36 protein-coding genes are annotated in these 23,068 nt (G+C 67.4%); 1 reads left to right on the top strand and 35 read right to left on the bottom strand.

The window, feature by feature from the left end; genetic code table 11:
• Nucleotides 1-2 precede the first annotated feature (2 nt).
• From glmM to rplM, 3 genes are all read right to left on the bottom strand, one after another.
• Nucleotides 3-1,361, bottom strand: coding sequence for a phosphoglucosamine mutase (gene glmM, locus FHS34_RS13715; protein WP_184964755.1), 1,359 nt, complete (start codon nucleotides 1,359-1,361; stop codon nucleotides 3-5).
• Nucleotides 1,362-1,580: 219 nt separating this feature from the next.
• Nucleotides 1,581-2,093 carry a 30S ribosomal protein S9 gene (gene rpsI / locus FHS34_RS13710; protein WP_004927169.1) on the bottom strand — a complete coding sequence of 171 codons (513 nt, stop codon included), beginning with the start codon at nucleotides 2,091-2,093 and terminating at the stop codon, nucleotides 1,581-1,583.
• 42 nt (nucleotides 2,094-2,135) lie between these two features.
• Entirely contained in the window at nucleotides 2,136-2,579 is a 444-nt protein-coding gene (rplM, locus tag FHS34_RS13705) for a 50S ribosomal protein L13 (RefSeq protein ID WP_020941688.1), read from the bottom strand.
• A gap of 299 nt (nucleotides 2,580-2,878) precedes the next feature.
• Between rplM and FHS34_RS13700 the strand changes: the two genes are divergently transcribed.
• Nucleotides 2,879-3,751, top strand: a complete 873-nt coding sequence (locus FHS34_RS13700; RefSeq protein WP_184964754.1) for a hypothetical protein — start codon at nucleotides 2,879-2,881, stop codon at nucleotides 3,749-3,751.
• A gap of 16 nt (nucleotides 3,752-3,767) precedes the next feature.
• Here FHS34_RS13700 and truA read toward each other — a convergent pair whose 3' ends face one another.
• The 32 genes from truA to FHS34_RS13540 all read right to left on the bottom strand — a co-directional run bounded on the left by truA (nucleotide 3,768) and on the right by FHS34_RS13540 (nucleotide 23,058).
• Nucleotides 3,768-4,631 carry a tRNA pseudouridine(38-40) synthase TruA gene (gene truA, locus FHS34_RS13695; protein ID WP_184964752.1) on the bottom strand — a complete coding sequence of 288 codons (864 nt, stop codon included), beginning with the start codon at nucleotides 4,629-4,631 and terminating at the stop codon, nucleotides 3,768-3,770.
• Between the two features lie 141 nt (nucleotides 4,632-4,772).
• Nucleotides 4,773-5,276, bottom strand: coding sequence for a 50S ribosomal protein L17 (gene rplQ / locus FHS34_RS13690; protein ID WP_184964750.1), 504 nt, complete (start codon nucleotides 5,274-5,276; stop codon nucleotides 4,773-4,775).
• 205 nt (nucleotides 5,277-5,481) lie between these two features.
• The gene (locus FHS34_RS13685) at nucleotides 5,482-6,504 is read right to left on the bottom strand and encodes a DNA-directed RNA polymerase subunit alpha (protein WP_003966937.1); all 1,023 of its coding nucleotides are present in this window, start codon (nucleotides 6,502-6,504) and stop codon (nucleotides 5,482-5,484) included.
• Between the two features lie 150 nt (nucleotides 6,505-6,654).
• Complete coding sequence (rpsK, locus tag FHS34_RS13680) at nucleotides 6,655-7,059, bottom strand: 30S ribosomal protein S11 (RefSeq protein WP_003956432.1); 405 nt, start codon at nucleotides 7,057-7,059, stop codon at nucleotides 6,655-6,657.
• 65 nt (nucleotides 7,060-7,124) lie between these two features.
• Nucleotides 7,125-7,505 (bottom strand): 30S ribosomal protein S13, encoded by a 381-nt coding sequence (gene rpsM, locus FHS34_RS13675; protein ID WP_030788235.1) that lies wholly within the window; start codon nucleotides 7,503-7,505, stop codon nucleotides 7,125-7,127.
• Between the two features lie 192 nt (nucleotides 7,506-7,697).
• Complete coding sequence (gene rpmJ / locus FHS34_RS13670; protein ID WP_003998809.1) at nucleotides 7,698-7,811, bottom strand: 50S ribosomal protein L36; 114 nt, start codon at nucleotides 7,809-7,811, stop codon at nucleotides 7,698-7,700.
• Nucleotides 7,812-7,871: 60 nt separating this feature from the next.
• Entirely contained in the window at nucleotides 7,872-8,093 is a 222-nt protein-coding gene (infA, locus tag FHS34_RS13665) for a translation initiation factor IF-1 (RefSeq protein ID WP_003948620.1), read from the bottom strand.
• A gap of 162 nt (nucleotides 8,094-8,255) precedes the next feature.
• Nucleotides 8,256-9,092: a type I methionyl aminopeptidase gene (gene map / locus FHS34_RS13660; protein WP_184964748.1), complete on the bottom strand. Its 837-nt coding sequence runs from the start codon at nucleotides 9,090-9,092 to the stop codon at nucleotides 8,256-8,258.
• A 124-nt stretch (nucleotides 9,093-9,216) separates the two neighbouring features.
• Nucleotides 9,217-9,879: an adenylate kinase gene (locus FHS34_RS13655; protein WP_184964746.1), complete on the bottom strand. Its 663-nt coding sequence runs from the start codon at nucleotides 9,877-9,879 to the stop codon at nucleotides 9,217-9,219.
• Complete coding sequence (gene secY / locus FHS34_RS13650; protein WP_184964744.1) at nucleotides 9,879-11,192, bottom strand: preprotein translocase subunit SecY; 1,314 nt, start codon at nucleotides 11,190-11,192, stop codon at nucleotides 9,879-9,881. Before secY ends, FHS34_RS13655 begins: the two co-directional genes overlap by 1 nt.
• Before the next feature lie 590 nt (nucleotides 11,193-11,782).
• Complete coding sequence (gene rplO, locus FHS34_RS13645) at nucleotides 11,783-12,238, bottom strand: 50S ribosomal protein L15 (protein ID WP_023547373.1); 456 nt, start codon at nucleotides 12,236-12,238, stop codon at nucleotides 11,783-11,785.
• A 2-nt stretch (nucleotides 12,239-12,240) separates the two neighbouring features.
• On the bottom strand, nucleotides 12,241-12,423 hold the full coding sequence (gene rpmD / locus FHS34_RS13640) for a 50S ribosomal protein L30 (RefSeq protein ID WP_003974250.1): 183 nt from the start codon (nucleotides 12,421-12,423) through the stop codon (nucleotides 12,241-12,243).
• Nucleotides 12,424-12,425: 2 nt separating this feature from the next.
• Nucleotides 12,426-13,031: a 30S ribosomal protein S5 gene (gene rpsE / locus FHS34_RS13635; RefSeq protein WP_009190144.1), complete on the bottom strand. Its 606-nt coding sequence runs from the start codon at nucleotides 13,029-13,031 to the stop codon at nucleotides 12,426-12,428.
• 39 nt (nucleotides 13,032-13,070) lie between these two features.
• Nucleotides 13,071-13,454, bottom strand: coding sequence for a 50S ribosomal protein L18 (gene rplR / locus FHS34_RS13630; protein ID WP_073901437.1), 384 nt, complete (start codon nucleotides 13,452-13,454; stop codon nucleotides 13,071-13,073).
• Nucleotides 13,455-13,457: 3 nt separating this feature from the next.
• Nucleotides 13,458-13,997, bottom strand: a complete 540-nt coding sequence (gene rplF / locus FHS34_RS13625) for a 50S ribosomal protein L6 (protein ID WP_071373346.1) — start codon at nucleotides 13,995-13,997, stop codon at nucleotides 13,458-13,460.
• A 24-nt stretch (nucleotides 13,998-14,021) separates the two neighbouring features.
• On the bottom strand, nucleotides 14,022-14,420 hold the full coding sequence (gene rpsH, locus FHS34_RS13620) for a 30S ribosomal protein S8 (RefSeq protein ID WP_007384075.1): 399 nt from the start codon (nucleotides 14,418-14,420) through the stop codon (nucleotides 14,022-14,024).
• Between the two features lie 212 nt (nucleotides 14,421-14,632).
• Nucleotides 14,633-14,818, bottom strand: a complete 186-nt coding sequence (locus tag FHS34_RS13615) for a type Z 30S ribosomal protein S14 (protein WP_003948630.1) — start codon at nucleotides 14,816-14,818, stop codon at nucleotides 14,633-14,635.
• Between the two features lie 5 nt (nucleotides 14,819-14,823).
• Nucleotides 14,824-15,381, bottom strand: a complete 558-nt coding sequence (gene rplE / locus FHS34_RS13610) for a 50S ribosomal protein L5 (RefSeq protein ID WP_067119440.1) — start codon at nucleotides 15,379-15,381, stop codon at nucleotides 14,824-14,826.
• Complete coding sequence (gene rplX / locus FHS34_RS13605; RefSeq protein WP_030930498.1) at nucleotides 15,381-15,704, bottom strand: 50S ribosomal protein L24; 324 nt, start codon at nucleotides 15,702-15,704, stop codon at nucleotides 15,381-15,383. The genes rplE and rplX overlap by 1 nt, the downstream gene beginning before the upstream one ends.
• Before the next feature lie 2 nt (nucleotides 15,705-15,706).
• Nucleotides 15,707-16,075 carry a 50S ribosomal protein L14 gene (gene rplN / locus FHS34_RS13600; RefSeq protein ID WP_003998823.1) on the bottom strand — a complete coding sequence of 123 codons (369 nt, stop codon included), beginning with the start codon at nucleotides 16,073-16,075 and terminating at the stop codon, nucleotides 15,707-15,709.
• Between the two features lie 101 nt (nucleotides 16,076-16,176).
• Nucleotides 16,177-16,461, bottom strand: a complete 285-nt coding sequence (gene rpsQ, locus FHS34_RS13595; RefSeq protein ID WP_153539280.1) for a 30S ribosomal protein S17 — start codon at nucleotides 16,459-16,461, stop codon at nucleotides 16,177-16,179.
• A complete protein-coding gene (rpmC, locus tag FHS34_RS13590; RefSeq protein ID WP_007494763.1) occupies nucleotides 16,461-16,685 on the bottom strand; it encodes a 50S ribosomal protein L29 in 225 nt (74 codons plus the stop codon). The genes rpsQ and rpmC overlap by 1 nt, the downstream gene beginning before the upstream one ends.
• Nucleotides 16,685-17,104 (bottom strand): 50S ribosomal protein L16, encoded by a 420-nt coding sequence (gene rplP, locus FHS34_RS13585; RefSeq protein WP_009190136.1) that lies wholly within the window; start codon nucleotides 17,102-17,104, stop codon nucleotides 16,685-16,687. The genes rpmC and rplP overlap by 1 nt, the downstream gene beginning before the upstream one ends.
• A 5-nt stretch (nucleotides 17,105-17,109) precedes the next feature.
• Nucleotides 17,110-17,931, bottom strand: coding sequence for a 30S ribosomal protein S3 (gene rpsC / locus FHS34_RS13580; protein WP_003998826.1), 822 nt, complete (start codon nucleotides 17,929-17,931; stop codon nucleotides 17,110-17,112).
• Nucleotides 17,931-18,278: a 50S ribosomal protein L22 gene (rplV, locus tag FHS34_RS13575; protein ID WP_019329637.1), complete on the bottom strand. Its 348-nt coding sequence runs from the start codon at nucleotides 18,276-18,278 to the stop codon at nucleotides 17,931-17,933. The genes rpsC and rplV overlap by 1 nt, the downstream gene beginning before the upstream one ends.
• Before the next feature lie 44 nt (nucleotides 18,279-18,322).
• Nucleotides 18,323-18,604 carry a 30S ribosomal protein S19 gene (gene rpsS, locus FHS34_RS13570; protein ID WP_003974263.1) on the bottom strand — a complete coding sequence of 94 codons (282 nt, stop codon included), beginning with the start codon at nucleotides 18,602-18,604 and terminating at the stop codon, nucleotides 18,323-18,325.
• Nucleotides 18,605-18,616: 12 nt separating this feature from the next.
• Nucleotides 18,617-19,453 carry a 50S ribosomal protein L2 gene (gene rplB / locus FHS34_RS13565; RefSeq protein ID WP_018543909.1) on the bottom strand — a complete coding sequence of 279 codons (837 nt, stop codon included), beginning with the start codon at nucleotides 19,451-19,453 and terminating at the stop codon, nucleotides 18,617-18,619.
• A gap of 40 nt (nucleotides 19,454-19,493) precedes the next feature.
• On the bottom strand, nucleotides 19,494-19,913 hold the full coding sequence (rplW, locus tag FHS34_RS13560) for a 50S ribosomal protein L23 (RefSeq protein WP_145886671.1): 420 nt from the start codon (nucleotides 19,911-19,913) through the stop codon (nucleotides 19,494-19,496).
• Complete coding sequence (gene rplD / locus FHS34_RS13555) at nucleotides 19,913-20,569, bottom strand: 50S ribosomal protein L4 (RefSeq protein WP_031167072.1); 657 nt, start codon at nucleotides 20,567-20,569, stop codon at nucleotides 19,913-19,915. The genes rplW and rplD overlap by 1 nt, the downstream gene beginning before the upstream one ends.
• Before the next feature lie 8 nt (nucleotides 20,570-20,577).
• Nucleotides 20,578-21,222 (bottom strand): 50S ribosomal protein L3, encoded by a 645-nt coding sequence (gene rplC / locus FHS34_RS13550; RefSeq protein WP_020135811.1) that lies wholly within the window; start codon nucleotides 21,220-21,222, stop codon nucleotides 20,578-20,580.
• Between the two features lie 17 nt (nucleotides 21,223-21,239).
• Entirely contained in the window at nucleotides 21,240-21,548 is a 309-nt protein-coding gene (gene rpsJ, locus FHS34_RS13545; RefSeq protein WP_003948644.1) for a 30S ribosomal protein S10, read from the bottom strand.
• A 415-nt stretch (nucleotides 21,549-21,963) separates the two neighbouring features.
• Nucleotides 21,964-23,058 (bottom strand): hypothetical protein, encoded by a 1,095-nt coding sequence (locus tag FHS34_RS13540; RefSeq protein WP_184964742.1) that lies wholly within the window; start codon nucleotides 23,056-23,058, stop codon nucleotides 21,964-21,966.
• Nucleotides 23,059-23,068: the final 10 nt, after the last annotated feature.

The following is a 23,068-nucleotide window of genomic DNA, read 5'->3' as shown; positions in this document are numbered from 1 at the left end:
GGCTATCCCAGGGCGGACTTGACGGCATCGGCCAGCCGCCCCGCGACGGAGCGTGCCTGCTCGATGTCCGCGGCCTCGACCATGACCCGCACCAGGGGCTCGGTGCCCGACGGCCGCAGCAGCACCCGGCCGGTCTCCCCCAGCTCCCGCTCCGCCTCGGCGACGGCGGCGGCGAGATCGGCCGACGTGCGCACGCGCGACCTGTCCACGTCCGGGACGTTGATCAGCACCTGCGGCAGCCGCTCCATCACGGAGGCCAGGTCCCGGAGCGAGCGGCCGGTCTCGGCGACCCGCGCCGCCAGCAGCAGGCCGGTCAGCGTGCCGTCACCGGTGGTCGCGTGGTCGAGGATGATGACGTGCCCGGACTGCTCGCCGCCGAGGGCGTACCCGTGCTCCTTCATCTCCTCGAGCACGTAGCGGTCACCGACGGCCGTCTGCACCAGCCGGATCCCGGCCTTCTCCATCGCCAGCTTGAAGCCCAGGTTGGACATCACCGTGGCGACGACCGTGTCGGACCGCAGCATGGAGTGCTCCCGCATCGCCAGCGCGAGCACGGAGAGGATCTGGTCGCCGTCGACCTCCTCGCCGGTGTGGTCCACGGCCAGGCAGCGGTCGGCGTCGCCGTCGTGCGCGATACCGAGGTCCGCGCCGTGCTCGACGACCGCGGCCTTCAGCTTGTCGAGGTGCGTCGAGCCGCAGCCGTCGTTGATGTTGAGCCCGTCCGGCTCGGCACCGATCGTGACGATCTCGGCGCCCGCGCGGGTGAACGCCTCCGGCGAGACCCCCGAGGCCGCGCCGTGCGCTTCGTCCAGCACGATCTTCAGGCCGTCGAGCCGGTTGGGCAGCACCGACAGCAGATGGGTGACGTACGCCTCGAAGCCCTCGTCGTACGAGCGGACACGCCCGACCCCGGCGCCCGTCGGCCGCTCCCACGGCTCGCCGTGCCGGTGCGACTCGTACACCGCCTCGATCTTGTCCTCCAGCTCGTCGGCGAGTTTGTGACCGCCGCGGGCGAAGAACTTGATGCCGTTGTCCGGCATGGCGTTGTGGCTCGCGGAGAGCATCACACCGAGGTCGGCGCCGAGCGCGCCGGTCAGGTGGGCCACCGCGGGCGTCGGCAGCACGCCGACGCTTCTGACGTCCACGCCCGCGCTGGCGAGGCCGGCCACCACCGCCGCCTCCAGGAACTCCCCGGACGCGCGCGGGTCCCGCCCGACCACCGCTGTCGGCCTGTGCCCCTCGAAGGTGCCCGCCTCGGCCAGCACGTGCGCCGCGGCCACGGAGAGGCCGAGCGCCATCTCGGCCGTCAGATCCGCGTTGGCGACACCGCGCACGCCGTCCGTGCCGAAGAGTCGTCCCACTTGTCCTCCTGAGGAAGCATCGATGTCGGAAGCGGACAGGCGCCGCGTCGGGTGGCAGGCGCCCCGGCATCCGATCACACAAGCCTCTGAGCGTCTTGTGTCGTTATACGCCCTTGGCTGGGATAAACGAACGCCCCGGAGGCACATGTGGCGTGCCGCCGGGGCGTTCGGAGTACGTGTGGGCCGAAGCCCGTGATACGTACGAGCAGGCAGCGAAGCTTAGCGCTTGCTGTACTGCGGAGCCTTGCGGGCCTTCTTCAGACCGGCCTTCTTGCGCTCGACCGCACGGTCGTCGCGCTTGAGGAAGCCGGCCTTCTTCAGCGGGCCACGGTTGTTGTCGACGTCGGCCTCGTTCAGCGCACGGGCCACACCGAGACGGAGGGCACCGGCCTGACCGGAGACACCGCCACCCGCGATGCGGGCGATGACGTCGTAACGGCCCTCGAGCTCGAGCACCTTGAAGGGCTCGTTGACTTCCTGCTGGTGCACCTTGTTCGGGAAGTAGTCCTCGAGGGTGCGGCCGTTGATCTTCCACTTGCCGGTGCCCGGAACGATCCGGACACGGGCGATGGCGTTCTTGCGGCGGCCCAGGCCGGCGGCCGGCTGGGGCTCACCGAAGCGGGAGGCCATGGACTCCGAGGTGTACTCACCCTCGACGGGGACCTCGGACTCGGTGGTGTAGCTGTCGATGTCAAGCTCTTCGAGCGGCTGCTCGGCAGTGGTCTCGGCCACGATTCTCCTCAGATTCTCTTCAGTCTTAGGGGGTGGCCGGACTTACTGCGCGACCTGGGTGATCTCGAACGGCACCGGCTGCTGCGCAGCGTGCGGGTGCACGTCACCCTTGTAGACCTTCAGCTTCGAGAGCATCTGACGGCCCAGCGTGTTCTTGGGGAGCATGCCCTTGACGGCCTTCTCGATGGCCTTCTCGGGGTTCTTGTCGAGCAGCTCGTCGTAGCGGACGGAGCGCAGACCACCCGGGTAGCCGGAGTGGCGGTACGCCATCTTCTGCGTCCGCTTGTTGCCGGACAGGTGCACCTTGTCGGCGTTGATGATGATGACGAAGTCACCGGTGTCGACGTGGGGGGCGTAAATCGGCTTGTGCTTGCCCCGCAGGAGGGACGCGGCGGTCGTGGCGAGACGACCCAGGACGACGTCCTGAGCGTCGATGACGTGCCACTGGCGCGTCACATCGCCGGGCTTGGGGCTGTACGTACGCACGGTTCGTAGCCTTCGCTTCGAGTGAATGGTCCTGAACAGGTCACCGAAACGATCACGACAGCCCTGACCGCACCACGGTTGACGCAAACCGCGTGCTGGTCGCTGGTCATCGGCCCGGTGGACCGGTGTAAGGGCCCGTCCCGTGAGAATGAGCAAGCCAATACACAACGAAGAAGCAGGTTACCTGCACGGGCCCGGACGGGTCAAAACGAGGCCCTTCCCCCTCATGTCGCCGGACAAACGCGGCATGACGACCGATGCACTCCTGCACCCCGGAACCCACGTCTAAGATGCGCCCCATGAGTTACGGGCAGGGGGGACCCCAGTCTCAGTGGGATCCCTGGAAACCGAATTCCCAGCAACCGTGGAGCAGCGGGGCCGATGACGGCACTCCGGACTGGGCCGCGCTCGCCGAGGCCTCGGAGTCGCGCAACAAACGCCGCAAGGTGCTGTTCATAGCCGGCGGCGCGCTGGCCACGGCCGCGATAGGCACCGCGGTCGCGATGGCCGTCGTCTCCGCGAACGGCGGTGATCCGCAGGCCGGCCCCAGCAACCTCCCGGCCAGCGCCTCGCTGCCCGGCTCCGGCACCGCGACGCCGTCCTTCGCGCCCACCAGCGCCCCGCCGCCGCTGGATCCCAAGGACTTCATCTCCAGCGCCCAGAAGGACACCGCCCCGCTCGGCCCGGACACCCTGTTCCCGGGCAAGCAGCTGACCGTGGGCGACGCGGTGTACAAGAAGGGCCCGACGGCCGACACCCCGAGCTGTGCCACCGTCGCCGGCGGCACTCTGCCCAAGGTGCTCACCGCCAACGGCTGCACCCGCATGATGCGCGCCACCTACACCAAGGGTGACATCGCGGTCACCGTCGGCGTCGCCGTCTTCGACACCGCGGCCCAGGCGACCAAGGCCAAGGCCCAGACCGACGACAGGAGCATCGTGCGCTCCCTGTTCGGCAAGGGCGTCAAGAACTTCTGCGACGGGGCCTTCTGCCGCTCGACGCGCAACGCCTACGGCCGCTACGCCTACTTCACGGTCGCCGGCTTCACCAACGGCAAGGACGTCACCAAGAAGGACACCAAGGTCTTCGACGTGGGCAACGACCTCGCCCAGTTCACCGTCAACCAGATCTACCGCCGCGGCCAGGCCCAGGCCCAGGCGGCGTCCCAGTGACGGAGAGGCGGCACCGCTAACAGGTCGCGCAGCCCGACGCCAGGGGGAGCGAGCGCTTGTTCCGCGCCTCCTTGTTCCGGGCCGCCAGCAGTTCGTCGGCGGGGTAGCCGACCTCCTCCAGGGTCAGCCCGTGCGGCCGTACGACATGCACGGCGGAGTCCCGCACCCGCGCGGCCAGCACCTTCCCGGGCCACTCCGGGCCCCGGTGCCCGTCTCCGACGAACAGCAGCGCGCCGATCAGCGACCGCACCATGTTGTGGCAGAAGGCGTCGGCGCGGACGGTGGCGGTGATGACCCCGTCGCCGTCCCGGACCAGGCTCAGCTCCTGCAGCGTGCGGATCGTGGTCGCCCCCTCGCGCCTCTTGCAGTAGGCGGCGAAGTCGTGCTCGCCGAGCAGCGCCCGGGCGGCCTCGTTCATGGCGTCCACGTCCAGCGGCCAGTCGTGCCAGAGCACATGGCCGCGCAGCAGCGGGTCGACTCCGCCGGGGTTGTCGGTGATCCGGTACGCGTAGCGCCGCCAGATCGCTGAGAACCGGGCGTTGAAGCCGGCCGGTGCCTCGGTGAGCCGCCACACCCGCACATCCTTCGGCAGCCGCCCGGCGAGCCGCTTGAGCAGCTTCTCGCGGTGCTCCGCCCACAGCTCGACGGGCAGATCGACATGGGCCACCTGCCCACGCGCGTGCACCCCGGCATCGGTCCGGCCGGCCACGGTCAGCTCGTACGTCTCCTTGGACCGCGTCACCGTGCGCAGGGCGTCCTCGATCTCGCCCTGCACGGTCCGCCTCCCTCCGGCCTGCTTGGCCCAGCCATGGAAGTCGGTGCCGTCGTAGGAGAGGTCGAGACGGATACGGACGTGCCCGGGATGTACTTCGTCGCTCACACAGAGATCCTCTCAGGTGCACAAAAAAGCGGGTCCGCCCTTGGAAAGGAACGGACCCGCCCACGCCCACAGGGGGCGCGGGGAACTGCGCGACCTGCCACGACGGCGTCGCCGCCGGCCGGCAGTCCCCCGGCAGAACGCTTACGCGTCCTTCGACTCCTCGGCGCCGGCCTCGGTGGCCTCCGCGGCCGGAGCCTCGGTGGTCTCCGCGGCCTTGGCCTCGTCGGCTTCCTTGACCGCACGCTTGGTGGCGGCCTCGGCCTCACCGGTGGCCTGCTGCGCGACCGTCAGCGCCTCGACCAGCTCGATGACAGCCATGGGCGCGTTGTCGCCACGGCGGTTACCGATCTTGGTGATGCGGGTGTAGCCACCCGGACGGTTCTCGTAGCGCGGGCCGATCTCGGTGAAGAGCGTGTGGACGACGCTCTTGTCCGTGATGACCTGGAGCACCTGACGGCGGTTGTGAAGGTCGCCCTTCTTCGCCTTGGTGACCAGACGCTCGGCGTACGGGCGCAGGCGGCGGGCCTTCGCCTCGGTGGTGGTGATGCGGCCGTGCTCGAAGAGGCTCTTCGCGAGGTTCGCGAGGAGGAGCTTCTCGTGCGCGGCGCTGCCGCCCAGACGGGCACCCTTGGTGGGCTTCGGCATTGTTCTTCTCCTGTGTGTCTGCCCCGGCCGTATCAGGTACCGGGGTCAGTATCCGAGCAGGCGGTCGCCTGTCGGAGATCCGGGAGCAGCCCCGAAGGGCGCTCCCGGAAGGGGCGCGGGGCGGTGTCGATGTGCGACTCCGTCGCGTGGGCGCGACAAGCCACAGCGCACCCGCGCCCGAGTACGGACCGGATGGCCCGAGCTCTTAGTACTGCTCGGTCTCGACGAAGCCCGCGTCCGCGTCGTCGTCGGCGCCGAAGGCGTCCGCGGCGGCGGTCGGGTCGAATCCGGGCGGGCTGTCCTTGAGCGCCAGGCCCATGCCGGCCAGCTTCGCCTTGACCTCGTCGATGGACTTCGCACCGAAGTTGCGGATGTCCAGCAGGTCGGCCTCGGAGCGGGCGACGAGCTCACCCACGGAGTGGATGCCCTCACGCTTGAGGCAGTTGTAGGAGCGGACGGTGAGCTCCAGCTCCTCGATCGGCAGCGCGAGGTCGGCGGCCAGGGCGGCGTCCGTCGGGGACGGGCCCATGTCGATGCCCTCGGCGTCGATGTTCAGCTCGCGGGCGAGACCGAACAGCTCGACCAGCGTCTTACCGGCGGAGGCCATGGCGTCACGGGGACGCATCGCCTGCTTGGTCTCGACGTCGACGATCAGCTTGTCGAAGTCGGTGCGCTGCTCGACACGCGTGGCCTCGACCTTGTACGTGACCTTGAGAACCGGCGAGTAGATGGAGTCGACCGGGATACGGCCGATCTCCTGGCCCACCTGCTTGTTCTGCACGGCGGAGACGTAACCGCGACCGCGCTCGACGGTCAGCTCCATCTCCAGCTTGCCCTTGCCGTTGAGCGTGGCGAGGACGAGGTCGGGATTGTGCACCTCGACACCGGCCGGGGGCGCGATGTCGGCGGCGGTGACCAGACCCGGGCCCTGCTTGCGCAGGTACATCACGACCGGCTCGTCGTGCTCCGAGGAGACGACCAGCTGCTTGATGTTGAGGATCAGGTCGGTGACGTCCTCCTTGACGCCCGGCACGGTGGTGAACTCGTGCAGCACGCCGTCGATCCGGATGCTGGTGACAGCGGCACCGGGGATCGAGGAGAGGAGGGTACGGCGGAGGGAGTTGCCGAGGGTGTAGCCGAAGCCCGGCTCCAGCGGCTCGATCACGAACCGGGAGCGGAACTCGTCGACGACCTCTTCGGTCAACGAGGGACGCTGAGCGATCAGCATGTGTGGATCAGATCCTTCTTTCGTGGACGCCCGCTATTTGACGCCCGACGGAAACCGCACCCGTGAGAAGTGCGGGTACTGCAAGGGTACGGGCGGCACGGCCCGAAAGAGCCGTACCGCCCGGAACCACAGTGCGCGGAGCGCGACGCGTCAGACGCGGCGGCGCTTCGGCGGACGGCAGCCGTTGTGCGGGGTCGGGGTGACGTCCTGGATGGAGCCGACCTCGAGGCCCGTGGCCTGCAGGGAGCGGATCGCGGTCTCACGACCGGAGCCCGGGCCCTTGACGAACACGTCGACCTTGCGCATGCCGTGCTCCTGGGCGCGGCGGGCAGCCGACTCGGCGGCCATCTGCGCGGCGAACGGCGTGGACTTCCGGGAGCCCTTGAAGCCGACGTGGCCGGCGGAGGCCCAGGAGATCACGTTGCCGGACGGGTCCGTGATCGAGACGATCGTGTTGTTGAACGTGCTCTTGATGTGCGCGTGGCCGTGAGCGACGTTCTTCTTTTCCTTGCGGCGCACCTTCTTGGCAGCGCCCTGACGTCCCTTGGGGGGCATCTACTAACTCCTACGGGAGGTGGTCGGTCCTACAGCGAAGACCGTGGACAGGTGTCCGCTGCGGACTACTTCTTGCCCGGCTTCTTCTTGCCGGCGATGGCGCGACGCGGGCCCTTGCGGGTGCGGGCGTTGGTGCTGGTGCGCTGACCGCGGACGGGCAGACCGCGACGGTGACGGAGACCCTGGTAGCAACCGATCTCGACCTTGCGGCGGATGTCGGCCTGGATCTCGCGACGGAGGTCACCCTCGGTCTTGATGTTGTTGTCGACGTACTCACGAATCGCGACGAGCTGCTCCTCGGAGAGGTCGCGAACGCGGGTGTTCGGGTCGACGCCGGTCGCAGCCAGCGTCTCCTGCGAGAGGGTCCGGCCGATGCCGAACACGTAGGTGAGGGCGACCTCCACGCGCTTGTCGCGCGGGATGTCAACACCGGAAACGCGTGCCATTCAATGGCTCCTGGTGAATCTTCGGAGGTCTTCCGCAGAACCGGCTCCCGGCCGCCGTACTAGGTACGAACCGGGTCCCCGGCCTCCGGACCGGGGGTGTCGAGCTGTTGGGCTCGGGCTCTGCGTATGAACATATTCAGCTCGCGTCGCGCGAAACTCTGCGATAGAGGTGCAGAGGGAGATGGTCGTGCGTCAGCCCTGGCGCTGCTTGTGGCGCGGGTTCTCGCAGATGACCATGACCCGGCCGTGACGGCGGATCACCCTGCACTTGTCGCAGATCTTCTTGACGCTCGGCTTGACCTTCATGGGGTGAGGTTCTCCGGGTCAGTGCCATCGCTCCGGGCGGGCCCGGGGCGCGGGCAAGATCTACTTGTAGCGGTAGACGATCCGGCCACGCGTCAGGTCGTACGGAGACAGCTCCACCACGACCCGGTCGTCAGGGAGGATACGGATGTAGTGCATCCGCATCTTGCCGCTGATGTGTGCCAGGACCTGGTGGCCGTTCTGGAGCTCGACCTTGAACATGGCGTTCGGCAGAGACTCGACGACAGTGCCCTCGATCTCGATGGCACCTTGCTTCTTGGCCACGCTTCGCCCTTCGAATCGACTACCTTGATCGACTCTCAGGCAGTCCCTGGGATTCCCTTGCGGGAGCATGCAGACATGCGGGTGCACGAGAGCCGACGAGTCAGTCTACGTCGGCGCACCCGGAAAGGCGAATCGAGAGAGTCTGCCCCATCGGGGTGATCCCTATGCAAGCGGGTCGGGAGCGGCCGTGATGCCGTACTCGGCGAGCTTGGCCTTGCCGCCGTCGGGAGCCGTCAGGACCAGAGGGCCCTGCTCGGTCAGGGCGACCGAGTGCTCCCAGTGGGAGGACCAGGTGCCGTCCGTGGTGATGACGGTCCAGTCGTCTTCCAGGACCTCGGTGCGCGGGGTGCCGAGGGAGACCATGGGCTCGATGGCGAGGCAGAAGCCGGGGACCAGCTTGGGGCCCTTGCCGCGGCGGCGGTCGACGTAGTTCAGCAGATGCGGGTCCATGTGCATCTCGGTGCCGATGCCGTGGCCGCCGTAGTCCTCGACGATCCCGTACTTGCCGCCGCCCGGCTTCGGCTGACGGCGGATGTACGTCTCGATCGCCCGCGAGACGTCCACCAGGCGGTTGCCCGGCTTCATGGCCGCGATGCCGGCCCACATCGACTCCTCGGTCACCCGGGAGAGCTCGACCAGCTCCGGAGCGTGACCCGAGCCCACGAAGGCCGTGTACGCGGCGTCGCCGTGCCAGCCGTCGACGATCGCGCCGCAGTCGATGGAGATGATGTCGCCGTCCTTGAGGACGACGTCGTCGGAGGGGATGCCGTGGACGACGACGTCGTTCACGGACGTGCAGATGGTGGCCGGGAAGCCGCCGTAGCCCAGGAAGTTCGACTTCGCGCCGTGCTCGGCGAGGACCTTGCGGGCCACCTCGTCCAGGTCCTTGGTGGTCGCGCCGGGGACGGCCGCTTCGCGCGTGGCCGCGTGGATGGCCGCTACGACCAGGCCCGCCGCCCGCATCTTCGCGATCTGCTCGGGGGTCTTGATCTGCACCATGAGGGGCCTGCGCTCTCCGTCACTCGCGTCGACTGGGATACGTACACAACAGTACGGCCGCGGCGCCCTGGGGGTCCCGCGGACGGAATCCGTGGGAGGGCACCGCGGCCGGAAGGGCCGGGATCTACTGCTCGGCCTTCTCGCGCTTGAGGGCTTCCAGCGCCCGCTCGGTGATCTCGGCCACCGGGCCCAGCGCGGAGATCGTCACGACCAGGCCCTGCGCCTTGTAGTAGTCGATGATCGGCTCGGTCTGCGTGTGGTAGACCTCCAGCCGCGTGCGGACGGTCTCCTCGCGGTCGTCGTCACGCTGGTACAGCTCGCCGCCGCAGACGTCGCAGACGCCCTCCTTCTTCGGCGCGTTGTACGACACGTGGAAGACGTGCGAGGAGTCGTTGCGGCAGATGCGCCGACCGGCGATGCGCTTGACGACCTCGTCCTCGGGGACCTCCAGGTCGAGGACGGCGTCCAGCGTGATGCCCTCGGTCTGGAGCAGCTGGTCCAGGGCCTCGGCCTGCGAGACGTTCCGCGGGAAGCCGTCCAGCAGGAAGCCGTTCTGCGCGTCCGCCTGCTCCATGCGGTCCTTGGCCATCGCGATGGTCACCTCGTCCGGGACGAGGTTGCCGGCGTCCATGTAGGACTTCGCGAGCTTGCCCAGCTCGGTCTGCTGGCTGATGTTGGCGCGGAACAGGTCGCCCGTGGAGATGTGCGGAATCGCCAGCTTCTCTGCGAGCCGGACGGCCTGCGTTCCCTTACCGGCACCGGGCGGCCCGACGAGGACGATACGCATCAGCGGAGGAACCCTTCGTAATTGCGCTGCTGGAGCTGGCTCTCGATCTGCTTCACCGTCTCGAGACCGACACCCACGATGATGAGGATGCTGGTCCCGCCGAACGGGAAGTTCTGGCTTGCCCCGAAGCCCACCAACGCCATTGTCGGTACGAGAGCGATCAGACCCAGATACAGCGAACCCGGCCAGGTGATCCGGTTGAGCACGTAGCTGAGGTACTCAGCGGTCGGTCGGCCAGCCCGGATGCCCGGGATGAAGCCACCATACTTCTTCATGTTGTCGGCTACTTCCTCGGGGTTGAAGGAGATAGCGACGTAGAAGAACGCGAAGAAAACGATGAGCAAGAAGTACGAAGTGATGTAAATCGGGTGGTCGCCCTTGGTGAGGTTCTGCTCGACCCAGGTCTTCCAGCCCGACTTGCCCCCCGAGAACTGCGCCACGAGTGCCGGAATGTAGAGCAGCGAAGAGGCGAAGATGACGGGAATCACACCCGCCTGGTTCACCTTCAGCGGGATGTACGTGGACGTACCGCCGTAGGACCGGCGACCGATCATGCGCTTCGCGTACTGCACCGGGACACGGCGCTGGGCCTGCTCGACGAAGACGACGAGCGCGACCATGACCAGGCCCACGGCGATGACGGTGCCGAACTCGATCCAGCCGCCGGCCAGGGTGCCCTGCTTCTTGATGGCCCACAGCGCGGACGGGAAGGTCGCGGCGATCGAGATGAACATCAGGATCGACATGCCGTTGCCGATACCGCGGTCGGTGATCAGCTCACCGAGCCACATCACGACGGCCGTACCCGCGGTCATGCAGATGACCATGGTGATGGTGGTGAAGATCGCCTGGTCGGGAACGATCTGGTTCGCCACCGAGCAGGTACCGAACAGAGCACCACTGCGGGCGGTGGCCACCAGGCCGGTGCCCTGAAGGATGGCCAGCGCCACGGTCAGGTAGCGGGTGTACTGCGTGATCTTCGCAGTGCCGGCCTGACCTTCCTTCTTGAGTGCTTCCAGGCGCGGGATCACGACCGTCAGCAGCTGCAGGATGATGCTCGCCGTGATGTACGGCATGATCCCGAGCGCGAAGATCGTAATCTGCAGCAGCGCACCACCGCTGAACATGTTGACGAGCCCGAAGAGACCCTGGTTACCGGAGGCCTCGCGGACACACTGCTGGACGTTCCTGTAGTTGACGCCCGGGATCGGGATGTGCGTGCCGACCCGGTACACCACGATGATGCCCAGCGTGAACAGCAGCTTCTTGCGCAGGTCGGGCGTCCTGAACGCCCGGGCGAACGCGGTGAGCACGGTGCCTCCTGCGACCCCCGCGTATGCGCGTGAGGTGACGACTAATTTCGGGTTGATTACCTGTGGAACGAGGTTACGGCATGCCAAGACAGCGCTGGATGCCAGTCGCCACAGCCTACCTATATCAGGGCTCCGCCGGAACGCTGATCGACGGCCCGTCGGAGGCGAGCCGCCGGTTCTCCCGCGCCTCGGGGCGCTTTCGTACACATGTCTAAGAATCACCCGCGCCCCTTCGAGGGCACTTCAGGCGCTTCCCGGCCGGGGGGCGGCGGACCTCGGCGAGGGTCACCGGAGGCGACCGGCCAGAGACGGAATGGGGAATTCCGCTCGGTGTGGCATGGGCACTCTCGCCCTCACCGCAGCGCCGGCCGGCTGCCCGACAGGAGTTTCCAGGTGCGGGCGTGACACGTCGAACGGCCGGAAGTACCCCTTGACCAAATGAGTGGAGCCGTCTGGCTCCGTGTACTCGGCACGGGACATTGGACGGAATCCCGCACCGCGGCCGTGAATTCCGACGGTGCCGAGAGCGAACAAGCAGAGCCGCCCCCGCGGTATCGCGGGGGCGGCTCTGCTTGCGACTACGAACCGTCTCAGACGAGCTCGGTGACCGTACCGCCGGCAGCGGTGATCTTCTCCTTGGCGGAGCCGGAGACGGCGTCGACCGTCACCTGCAGCGCCACGGAGATCTCGCCCTGGCCGAGGACCTTGACGAGGCTGTTCTTGCGAACGGCACCCTTGGCCACCAGACCCTCGACCGTGACCTCGCCACCCTCGGGGTAGAGCGCGGCCAGCTTGTCGAGGTTCACGACCTGGAACTCGGTCTTGAACGGGTTCTTGAAGCCCTTCAGCTTCGGGAGGCGCATGTGGAGCGGCATCTGGCCACCCTCGAAGCGCTCCGGAACCTGGTAACGGGCCTTCGTGCCCTTGGTACCACGACCGGCCGTCTTACCCTTCGACGCCTCACCACGACCCACACGGGTCTTGGCGGTCTTGGCGCCCGGGGCGGGACGGAGGTTGTGGATCTTGAGCGGGTTCTGCTCCGCCATGATCAGTCGACCTCCTCGACCGTCACGAGGTGGCGGACGGTGTGCACCATGCCGCGGAACTCGGGGCGGTCCTCCTTGACGACCTGCGTGTTGATGCCCTTGAGACCAAGGGAACGCAGAGTGTCGCGGTGGTTCTGCTTGCTGCCGATGTAGGACTTGACCTGCGTGATCTTGAGCTGCGCCATGATTACGCACCCGCCCCGGCACGCGCACGCAGCAGGGCCGCGGGGGCGACGTCCTCGAGCGGCAGACCACGGCGGGCCGCGATCTCCTCGGGACGCTGCAGACCCTTCAGGGCCTCCACGGTCGCGTGCACGATGTTGATCGCGTTGTCGGAGCCGAGCGACTTCGACAGCACGTCGTGGATACCGGCGCACTCGAGCACGGCACGCACCGGGCCACCGGCGATAACACCGGTACCGGGGGACGCGGGCTTGAGCAGGACGACGCCGGCAGCCTTCTCACCCTGGATGGGGTGCGGGATGGTGCCCTGGATACGGGGGACCTTGAAGAAGTGCTTCTTGGCCTCCTCAACACCCTTGGCGATGGCGGCCGGCACCTCCTTGGCCTTGCCGTAACCGACACCCACGGTGCCGTCACCGTCGCCCACCACGACCAGCGCGGTGAAGCTGAAGCGACGACCACCCTTCACAACCTTGGCGACACGATTGATCGCGACGACGCGCTCGACGTACGCGGTCTTCTCGGCGGCAGCAGCGCCGCCGTCACGGCCCTTCCGGTCCCGCCGCTCGCCGCCACCGGCACCGCCACCGCGGCGCTGGGGTCCAGCCATTGGAATTACCTCTCTCTGTTTCCGCTAGCTACGGCAGGCTCAGAACTTGAGCCCGGCTTCGCGGGCGGCGTCCGCCAGGGCGGCGATGCGCCCGGCGTACTGGTTGCCACCACGGTCGAACACGACAGCCTCGACACCGGCAGCCTTGGCACGCTCGGCGACCAGGGCGCCGACCTGCTTGGCCTGCGAGGACTTGTCGCCCTCGCCACCGCGGACGGACGCGTCCAGGGTGGACGCGGACGCCAGGGTGTGGCCCTTGAGGTCGTCGATCACCTGCGCCACGATGTGGCGGTTGGAGCGGGTAACGACCAGACGGGGACGCTCCGCCGTACCGGAAAGGTTCTTGCGAATCCGGATGTGACGGCGCTTGATCGCGGCGCGCTTGTAGGCGTCGCCCTTGAGGATCTTCTGTCCGTATGCCATGGCTTACTTACCCGCCTTTCCGACCTTGCGGCGGATGACTTCGCCCTCGTACTTGACGCCCTTGGCCTTGTACGGGTCGGGCTTGCGCAGCTTGCGGATGTTGGCCGCAACCTCGCCGACCTTCTGCTTGTCGATGCCCTCGACCTGGAAGCGGGTCGGGGTCTCCACCTTGAAGGTGATGCCCTCGGGCGCCTCGACGACGATCGGGTGGCTGTAGCCGAGCGCGAACTCGAGGTTCGAGCCCTTGGCCGTCACGCGGTAACCGACACCGCTGATCTCGAGCTTCTTCACGTAACCCTGGGTCACGCCGGTGATCATGTTCGCCACCAGCGTGCGGGACAGGCCGTGGAGGGCCTTGTTCTGACGCTCGTCGTTCGGACGGGTGACGTTGAGCACGCCGTCCTCACCCTTGACGATGTCGATCGGCGCGACAACGGTGTGGGTCAGCGAGCCCTTGGGGCCCTTGACCGAGACCGTACGGCCGTCGATGGTGACGTCCACGCCGGCGGGAACCGTGATGGGGAGCTTGCCAATACGCGACATAGCTGTTTCCTCCGTTCCCTTCCGTTACCAGACGTAGGCGAGGACTTCCCCACCCACGCCCTTCTTGCCGGCCTGCTTGTCGGTGAGGAGCCCGTGCGACGTGGAGATGATCGCCACGCCGAGGCCGCCCAGCACCTTCGGCAGGTTGGTGGACTTCGCGTACACCCGGAGACCGGGCTTGGAGATCCGCTTGATGCCCGCGATGGAGCGCTCACGGTTCGGGCCGAACTTCAGCTCGAGAACGAGGTTCTTGCCGACCTCGGCGTCCTCGACCTTCCAGCCCGTGATGAAGCCCTCCTGCTGGAGGATCTCCGCGATGTGCGACTTGATCTTCGATGCCGGCATCGTCACGGAGTCGTGGTATGCCGAGTTCGCGTTCCGCAGACGCGTAAGCATGTCTGCGATCGGATCAGTCATGGTCATGAATTGGCCTTCGGCCTCTCTCGCCGGGGTTTCCTGGTGCGCCATCCCTCTCCCCGATCCGAGACGGGACGGGTGCGGCGCGGTGGACCTACGGCGTAGTAAGTCGTACGGGCGCGGCAGGCGCCCAACCCCACAAGCCTACGGCATGTGGAGAAGGGCCCCTGCCGACCCAGATGCTTACCGAGAGCTCCGGAAATCCCTGATTACGGGGACTACCAGGAGCTCTTGGTCACGCCCGGCAGCTCGCCACGGTGAGCCATCTCACGAAGGCACACGCGGCAGAGGCCGAACTTGCGGTACACGGAGTGCGGACGGCCGCAGCGCTGGCAGCGCGTGTAGCCACGCACACCGAACTTGGGCTTGCGAGCAGCCTTGGCAATCAGAGCCTTCTTCGCCATCTCGCTCACGCCTCCTTGAACGGGAAGCCGAGGTGACGAAGGAGCGCGCGGCCCTCAGCGTCGTTGGTCGCCGTGGTGACCACGGTGATGTCCATGCCCCGGGTACGGTCGATCTTGTCCTGGTCGATCTCGTGGAACATGACCTGCTCCGTGAGACCGAAGGTGTAGTTGCCACGGCCGTCGAACTGCTTGGGGGACAGGCCGCGGAAGTCGCGGATGCGCGGCAGCGCGAGCGACAGGGTGCGGTCCAGGAACTCCCACATGCGGTCGCCACGGAGCGTGACGTGGGCACCGATCGGCTGGCCCTCACGCAGCTTGAACTGCGCGATGGACTTGCGGGCCTTGGTGACCTGCGGCTTCTGGCCGGTGATCGTGGTGAGGTCGCGGATGGCGCCCTCGATCAGCTTGGAGTCGCGGGCGGCGTCGCCCACACCCATGTTGACCACGATCTTGACGAGGCCGGGGATCTGCATGACGTTCTCGTACTTGAACTCGTCACGCAGCTTGCCCGCGATCTCCTCGCGGTACTTCTGCTTCAGACGCGGAGTGGTGGTGGTAGCCATCAGATGTCCTCACCCGTCCGCTTGGCAACGCGGATCTTGTTGCCTTCGTCGTCGAAGCGGTAACCGACACGCGTGACGACCTTGTTGCCATCCTTCTCAACGACCAGCTGGACGTTGGAGACGTGGATCGGCGCCTCGGTCGTGACGATGCCGCCCGCCTGCGAACCGCTGGCGGTCGGGCCGGCCTTGGTGTGCTTCTTGACCCGGTTGACACCCTCGACCAGGACGCGCTCCTCGCGCGGGTAAGCGGCAATGACCTTGCCCTGCTTGCCCTTGTCCTTGCCGGTGATGACCTGGACCAGGTCGCCCTTCTTGATCTTCATGCTTACAGCACCTCCGGCGCGAGCGAGATGATCTTCATGAACTTCTTCTCGCGCAGCTCACGGCCGACCGGGCCGAAGATACGGGTGCCGCGAGGGTCGCCGTCGTTCTTCAGAATGACGGCGGCGTTCTCGTCGAAGCGGATGTACGAGCCGTCCGGACGACGGCGCTCCTTGACGGTGCGAACGATGACCGCCTTGACGACGTCACCCTTCTTCACGTTGCCACCGGGGATCGCGTCCTTGACGGTGGCGACGATGACGTCACCGATGCCCGCGTAGCGGCGACCGGAGCCACCGAGCACACGGATGCAAAGGATTTCCTTCGCACCAGTGTTGTCGGCGACGCGCAGTCGCGACTCCTGCTGGATCACGTCTATCTCCTGATCGTCTGCCGGTTCCCGGCAGGGGCCTCACGTAGCGGGCCCCTGCCGAGCCTGGCGGAACTGACCTGCGGGGTTAGCCCCGCAGGAAATTACTTGGCCTTCTCGAGGATCTCGACGACGCGCCAGCGCTTCGTCGCGGACAGCGGCCGGGTCTCCATGAGGAGGACGCGGTCGCCGACACCCGCGGCGTTCTGCTCGTCGTGCGCCTTGAGCTTGTTCGTACGGCGGATGACCTTGCCGTACAGCGCGTGCTTGACGCGGTCCTCGACGGCGACGACGACGGTCTTGTCCATCTTGTCGCTGACGACGAGGCCCTCACGGGTCTTGCGGAAACCGCGCGCCTCAGTGTTCTCAGTCACGTTCTTCTCGCTCATCAGGCGTTCTCCACCGTCTCGATGCCGAGCTCACGCTCACGCATGAGGGTGTAGATCCGGGCGATGTCCTTGCGGACCGCCTTCAGACGGCCGTGGTTCTCGAGCTGGCCCGTCGCCGCCTGGAAGCGGAGGTTGAACAGCTCTTCCTTGGCCTCGCGGAGCTTCGCCAGAAGCTCCTCGTTGCCCAGCTCGCGCAGCTCGGACGCCTTGGTACCGGCCGACATCACGCTTCACCTGCCTCGCGCTTGACGATCCGGCACTTCATCGGCAGCTTGTGGGCCGCACGAGTCAGCGCCTCACGGGCGATCTTCTCGTTGGGGTACGACAGCTCGAACATCACACGTCCGGGCTTGACGTTGGCGATCCACCACTCCGGAGAACCCTTACCGGAACCCATGCGGGTCTCGGCCGGCTTCTTGGTGAGGGGACGGTCCGGGTAGATGTTGATCCAGACCTTGCCGCCACGCTTGATGTGACGGGTCATCGCGATACGAGCCGCCTCGATCTGGCGGTTCGTGACGTAGGCCGGGGTCAGCGCCTGGATGCCGTACTCGCCGAACGCAACCTGCGTTCCACCCTTGGACATACCGTTGCGCTTCGGGTGGTGCTGCTTGCGGTGCTTGACCCTACGGGGGATCAGCATTTCGGTCAGGCCTCCGTTCCGGTGCTCTCAGCCGGAGCGGACGCGGGAGCCTCGGCCTTGGGGGCCTCGGCGCCAGCAGCCTGCTGCGGCTTGCGACCGCGCCGCTCGCCACCACGGCCACCACGGGCCGGGCGGTCGGCACCACCACGGGCCGGGCGGTTACCCGCACGGGCCGCAGCGTTCTCGGCGCGGACCTCGGCGATGTTCTTGACGTCGCCCTTGTAGATCCAGACCTTCACGCCGATGCGGCCGAAGGTCGTCTTGGCCTCGAAGAAGCCGTAGTCCACGTTCGCACGGAGCGTGTGCAGGGGCACGCGGCCCTCGCGGTAGAACTCCGAGCGGGACATCTCGGCGCCGCCGAGGCGGCCACCGCACTGGATCTTGATGCCCTTGGCGCCGGCCTTCATCGCCGACTGCATGCTCTTACGCATGGCGCGGCGGAAGGAGACGCGGGAGGAGAGCTGCTCGGCAACGGCCTGGGCAACCAGCTGAGCGTCGGTCTCGGGGTTCTTGACCTCGAGGATGTTCAGCTGGACCTGCTTGCCCGTGAGCTTCTCGAGGTCACCGCGGATGCGGTCGGCCTCGGCGCCACGGCGGCCGATGACGATGCCCGGACGAGCGGTGTGGATGTCCACCCGCACGCGGTCACGGGTGCGCTCGATCTCAACCTTCGAGATGCCGGCGCGCTCCATGCCGGACGTCATCATCCGACGGATGGCGACGTCTTCCTTGACGTAGTCCTTGTACAGCTTGTCGGCGTACCAACGCGACTTGAAGTCGGTCGTGACACCGAGCCGGAACCCGTGCGGGTTTACCTTCTGGCCCATTACCGGGTTCCTTCCTTGGAGCTGACGACCACGGTGATGTGGCTGGTCCGCTTGCGGATCCGGTAGGCACGGCCCTGGGCGCGCGGCCGGAACCGCTTCAGGGTCGGGCCCTCGTCGACGTACGCCTCGGAGATGTAGAGGCTGTCGGCGTCGGTGTGGTCGTAGTTGTGCGCGGCGTTGGCAATGGCGCTGTCGAGCACCTTGCCGACCGGCACGGAGGCTGCCTGCGGAGCGAATCGCAGAACAGCCTGAGCCTCCGTGGCATCCATGCCACGGATAAGGTCCACCACGCGGCGGGCCTTCATGGGCGTAACGCGGATGTACCGCGCCTGGGCCCTGGCTTCCATGGTTGTCCCTCTCAGTTACTTACGTGTCTGAATGCGATCCGCTACTAGCGGCGCTTCGACTTCCGGTCGTCCTTGACGTGGCCCCGGAAGGTGCGGGTCGGCGAGAACTCGCCGAGCTTGTGGCCGACCATCGACTCGGTGACGAACACCGGGATGTGGGTCTTGCCGTTGTGCACCGCGATCGTGTGACCGAGCATGGCCGGGACGATCATCGAGCGACGGGACCAGGTCTTGATGACGTTCTTGGTGCCGGCTTCGTTCTGCGTGTCCACCTTCTTGATCAGGTGGTCGTCGACGAAGGGCCCCTTCTTCAAGCTACGAGGCATCTCAACCCGTCCTTAGCGCTTCTTGTTCGTCTTGCGGCGGCGGACGATGTACTTGTTCGACGCCTTCTTGGGCGAACGAGTACGGCCTTCCTTCTTGCCCCACGGGGACACAGGGTGGCGACCACCGGAGGTCCGGCCCTCACCACCACCGTGCGGGTGGTCGACCGGGTTCATCACGACACCACGGACGGTCGGGCGAACGCCCAGCCACCGCTTACGGCCGGCCTTACCCCAGTTGATGTTGCTCTGCTCGGCGTTGCCGACCTCACCGACGGTGGCGCGGCAGCGGACGTCGACCAGGCGGATCTCGCCGGACGGCATGCGCAGGTGGGCGTAGGCGCCCTCCTTCGCGAGCAGCTGCACGGAGGCACCGGCGGAACGGGCGAACTTGGCACCGCCACCGGGACGGAGCTCGATCGCGTGGATCGTGGTACCGACCGGGATGTTGCGGAGGGCCAGGTTGTTGCCCGGCTTGATGTCGGCCCCGGGACCGTTCTCGACGCGGTCACCCTGCTGCAGGTTGCGCGGGGCGAGGATGTAGCGCTTCTCGCCGTCGGCGTAGTGCAGCAGCGCGATGCGCGCGGTGCGGTTGGGGTCGTACTCGATGTGCGCGACCTTCGCCGGCACGCCGTCCTTGTCGTGACGACGGAAGTCGATCACACGGTAGGCGCGCTTGTGTCCGCCACCCTGGTGGCGAACGGTCACACGACCGGCGTTGTTACGGCCGCCCTTGCTGTGCAGGGGACGGACCAGCGACTTCTCCGGCGTGGACCGCGTGACCTCGACGAAGTCGGCGACGCTGGCGCCACGACGGCCCGGCGTAGTCGGCTTGTACTTGCGGATTCCCATTTCTCAGTCCTCGTCCGATATCGGACGATCCGGACCGCCCTTAGGCGGTCGGACCGCCGAAGATGTCGATACGGTCGCCCTCGGCGAGGGTCACGATCGCGCGCTTGCTGCCCGCACGCTGACCGAAGCCGGTCTTCGTGCGCTTGCGCTTGCCCTGGCGGTTGATCGTGTTGACCCCGGTGACCTTGACCGAGAAGACCGCCTGGACGGCCTGCTTGATCTGGGTCTTGTTGGCGTTCGGGTCGACGATGAACGTGTACTTGTTCTCGTCGAGGAGCGCGTAGCTCTTCTCGGAGACGACCGGCTTCAGCAGGACGTCACGGGGGTCCGTGTACGACTTGCTCAGCGGGGTCTCGACGGTGTTCTTGCCCTCGGTGGCGTGGCGACGCGCCTTGGCGACGCGCGCGGCCTTGGCGGCCTTGGCGGCCTTCGAGGCAATGCTCGGGTGACGCGTAGCCATCAGGCCTCGCTCCCTTCGGTGTCAGCGGCCTTGGGGCCAGACACGAAGGACTCGAAAGCGGCCTGGGTGAAGACCACGTCGTCCGAGACGAGAACGTCGTACGTGTTCAGCTGGCCCGGCTCCAGGATGTGGACCTGGGGCAGGTTGCGGGCGGACAGCCACGCGGCCTCGTCGGCACGGTCGACGACCAGGAGCAGGTTCTTGCGCTCGCTGATCTTGCCGAACAGGCTCTTGGCGGCCTTGGTGCTGGGGTTCGCGCCCTCGACCACGCCGGAGACGACGTGGATGCGGTTGTGACGCGCCCGGTCGGTGAGGGCGTGGCGCAGGGCCGCGGCCTTCATCTTCTTCGGGGTGCGCTGCGAGTAGTCACGCGGCACGGGACCGTGCACGACGCCACCACCGGCGAACTGCGGCGCGCGGGTCGAGCCCTGACGGGCGCGGCCGGTGCCCTTCTGGCGGTACGGCTTCTTGCCACCACCACGGACTTCGCCACGGGTCTTGGTCTTGTGCGTGCCCTGACGGGCCGCGGCCAGCTGCGCGACGACGACCTGGTGGATCAGCGGGATGCTGATCTTCTCCACGTCGAAGATCTCCGCGGGGAGCTCGACGGAACCGGCCTTCTCGCCGGCAGGCGAAAGGATGTCAACAGTGCTCATCGGTTACCTCAGGCCCCCTTGGCCGCGGTGCGGACCAGGACGAGGCCGCCGTTCGGACCGGGAACCGCGCCCTTGATGAGCAGCAGACCCTTCTCCGCGTCAACGGCGTGGACGGTCAGGTTCTGGGTGGTGACCCGCTCGTTGCCCATGCGACCCGCCATGCGGAGGCCCTTGAACACGCGGCCCGGGGTGGCGCAGCCACCGATGGAACCGGGCGAGCGGTGCTTGCGCTGGGTGCCGTGTCCGGCGCCGAGGCCCTTGAAGTTGTGACGCTTCATGACACCGGCGAAGCCCTTGCCCTTGCTCTTGCCGGTCACGTCGACCTTGATGCCGGCCTCGAACACCTCGGCGGTGATCTCCTGGCCGAGGGTGTACTCGCTGGCGTCAGCGGTACGGATCTCGACGAGGTGGCGGCGGGGAGTGACGTCGGCCTTGGCGAAGTGGCCCTTGAGGGGCTTGTTCACCTTGCGCGGGTCGATCTCGCCGAAAGCGATCTGGACGGACTCGTAGCCGTCGACATCGTTCGTACGGACCTGGGTGACGACGTTGGGGCCGGCCTTGACGACGGTGACCGGAACAACACGGTTGTTCTCGTCCCACACCTGCGTCATGCCGAGCTTCTCGCCCAGGATGCCCTTGATCTGCTTAGCCATTCTCAGCTCACCGACCCTCAGAGCTTGATCTCGATGTCGACACCGGCCGGGAGGTCGAGTCGCATCAGAGAGTCAACGGTCTTGGGGGTGGGGTCGAGGATGTCGATCAGGCGCTTGTGCGTGCGCATCTCGAAGTGCTCGCGCGAGTCCTTGTACTTGTGCGGCGACTTGATGACGCAGTACACGTTCTTCTCAGTGGGCAGCGGCACCGGGCCCGCGACCGACGCACCGGTGCGGGTCACCGTCTCGACGATCTTCTTCGCCGAGGAGTCGATGACCTCGTGGTCGTAGGCCTTGAGCCGGATGCGGATCTTCTGTCCCGCCATGGCTACTCAGTAGTCCTGTCTCTTCTCACGCTCTGGAACCCGGCGGATTCCTTCTGCTGCCGTCGTTTCTCCGACCCACGCGGTCGGGTGTGTCGCGCTCTCGCCGACACAGATGTCCCTTGTTCGAACATCCCTGCGGGGAATGCGACGGCCCTTCCGGAACCGCGGACCGGGGACCTCGGGCCCACCGGGCGCCTGGCCGGTGTTGCGCTCACACTTCCCGGAAGATTCCCGTACGTCCGCCCCAGTGCTGCCCGAAGGCAGTTAGGGCGACGAGTACTGTGGGACTCGCTTCCGGTCCTCCCGGCGGGAGGCGCGCAGCATCAACACTCGACCGAGCAACTCGGACAGTCTGCCATATGGGGCAGGTCCTCCGCCAATCGAGCCGAAGACATTACCCCGAAGGTGACGTAGGTCAAACCGGCACGGGGTTCAGCCGTACGCCGGTGCAGCCGCGCTGCCCGGCCTCGTGATCGGCGAACGCCTTCAGCGCGGAGCGGGCGAACGACGCGGAGTAGTGACGCACGGGAGGGTCGCCGGTGTCCCCGTCATACAGGCGGTACAGCACGAACACCGCCTCCTGGGCCGACCCGGGGCAGTGGGCGGTGGCCGTCACCCGGTCGTCGCCGGGGACGGCGGACCCGGTGGACCGGAAGTCCTTGGCCATGGCGCCGTAGTACCCGTACAGCCCGTAACCCGGCTTGCCCGCCGCGGTGAGGAGGAAGCAGTTGACCTGGGGCGTGCGCGTGTCCGCGGGGTAGCCGGCGGCGGCGGGCGTGCCGGCGCGGGACGCCTGGCCGGCGAGTCCGCGCAGCGCCACGCAGGAGCCCTCGGCCCGCGCGAGCGGAGCGGGGGCCGCGCTCCCGCTCGCGGAGGACGGAAGTTTCACCTGGGTGAGCTGCCTGCCGCCCGTCGCCCGGCACCCGTACTTCGCCGCCGCTTGCTGTGCCGTCTCGGTCGTCACCCGGCCCAGCCCGGTGAGGACGGGCCCCTTCTCCCGGGCGTCCTCCGGCCACCGGACGAGGTCGCCGTAGGCCACCAGGGCCCTGTCCGCGTCGTTCCGGCAGTCGAGCGCGACCACGACCTGGGCGTACCCGTCGTAGCGCACGAAGCCCGGCCAGCCGTTGCCGAGTGGTGCCGCCTGGCCCTTGACGCCGTTGGTGTTACGCCCGAACGGAGCCAGGACCTCGGAGGCCGCCGACCGGTCGCTCCAGCGGAGCCTGATCTCCAGAGCGCCGCCGTGTTCGCCGGTGTCCGGACGGTTAAGCAGACAGGCGGCCAGGTAGTCCGAGTCGTCGTCGGTCCTGGCCCGCGTGTGCGAGGAGTTCAGGGCGGCGTCGAGTCCCCCCTGTGCCAGGGTGCCGTCGCAGGCCGCGTCCAGGGACCGCTGGTCCCGCCAGGAGGCGTAGATGCCGGTGCTGTAGACGACCTGCGCTGCGATCGCCAGCGTGAGCAGGAGGCCGCCCACGGCCCAGCCCACCCGGCGCCGCCTGCTCGCAAAGATCTTCATCCCGCTCTTT

It is taken from the genome of Streptomyces echinatus (assembly GCF_014203595.1).
Taxonomy (GTDB): Bacteria; Actinomycetota; Actinomycetes; order Streptomycetales; family Streptomycetaceae; genus Streptomyces; species Streptomyces echinatus.
This window is presented reverse-complemented; position numbering and strand designations above follow the sequence as displayed.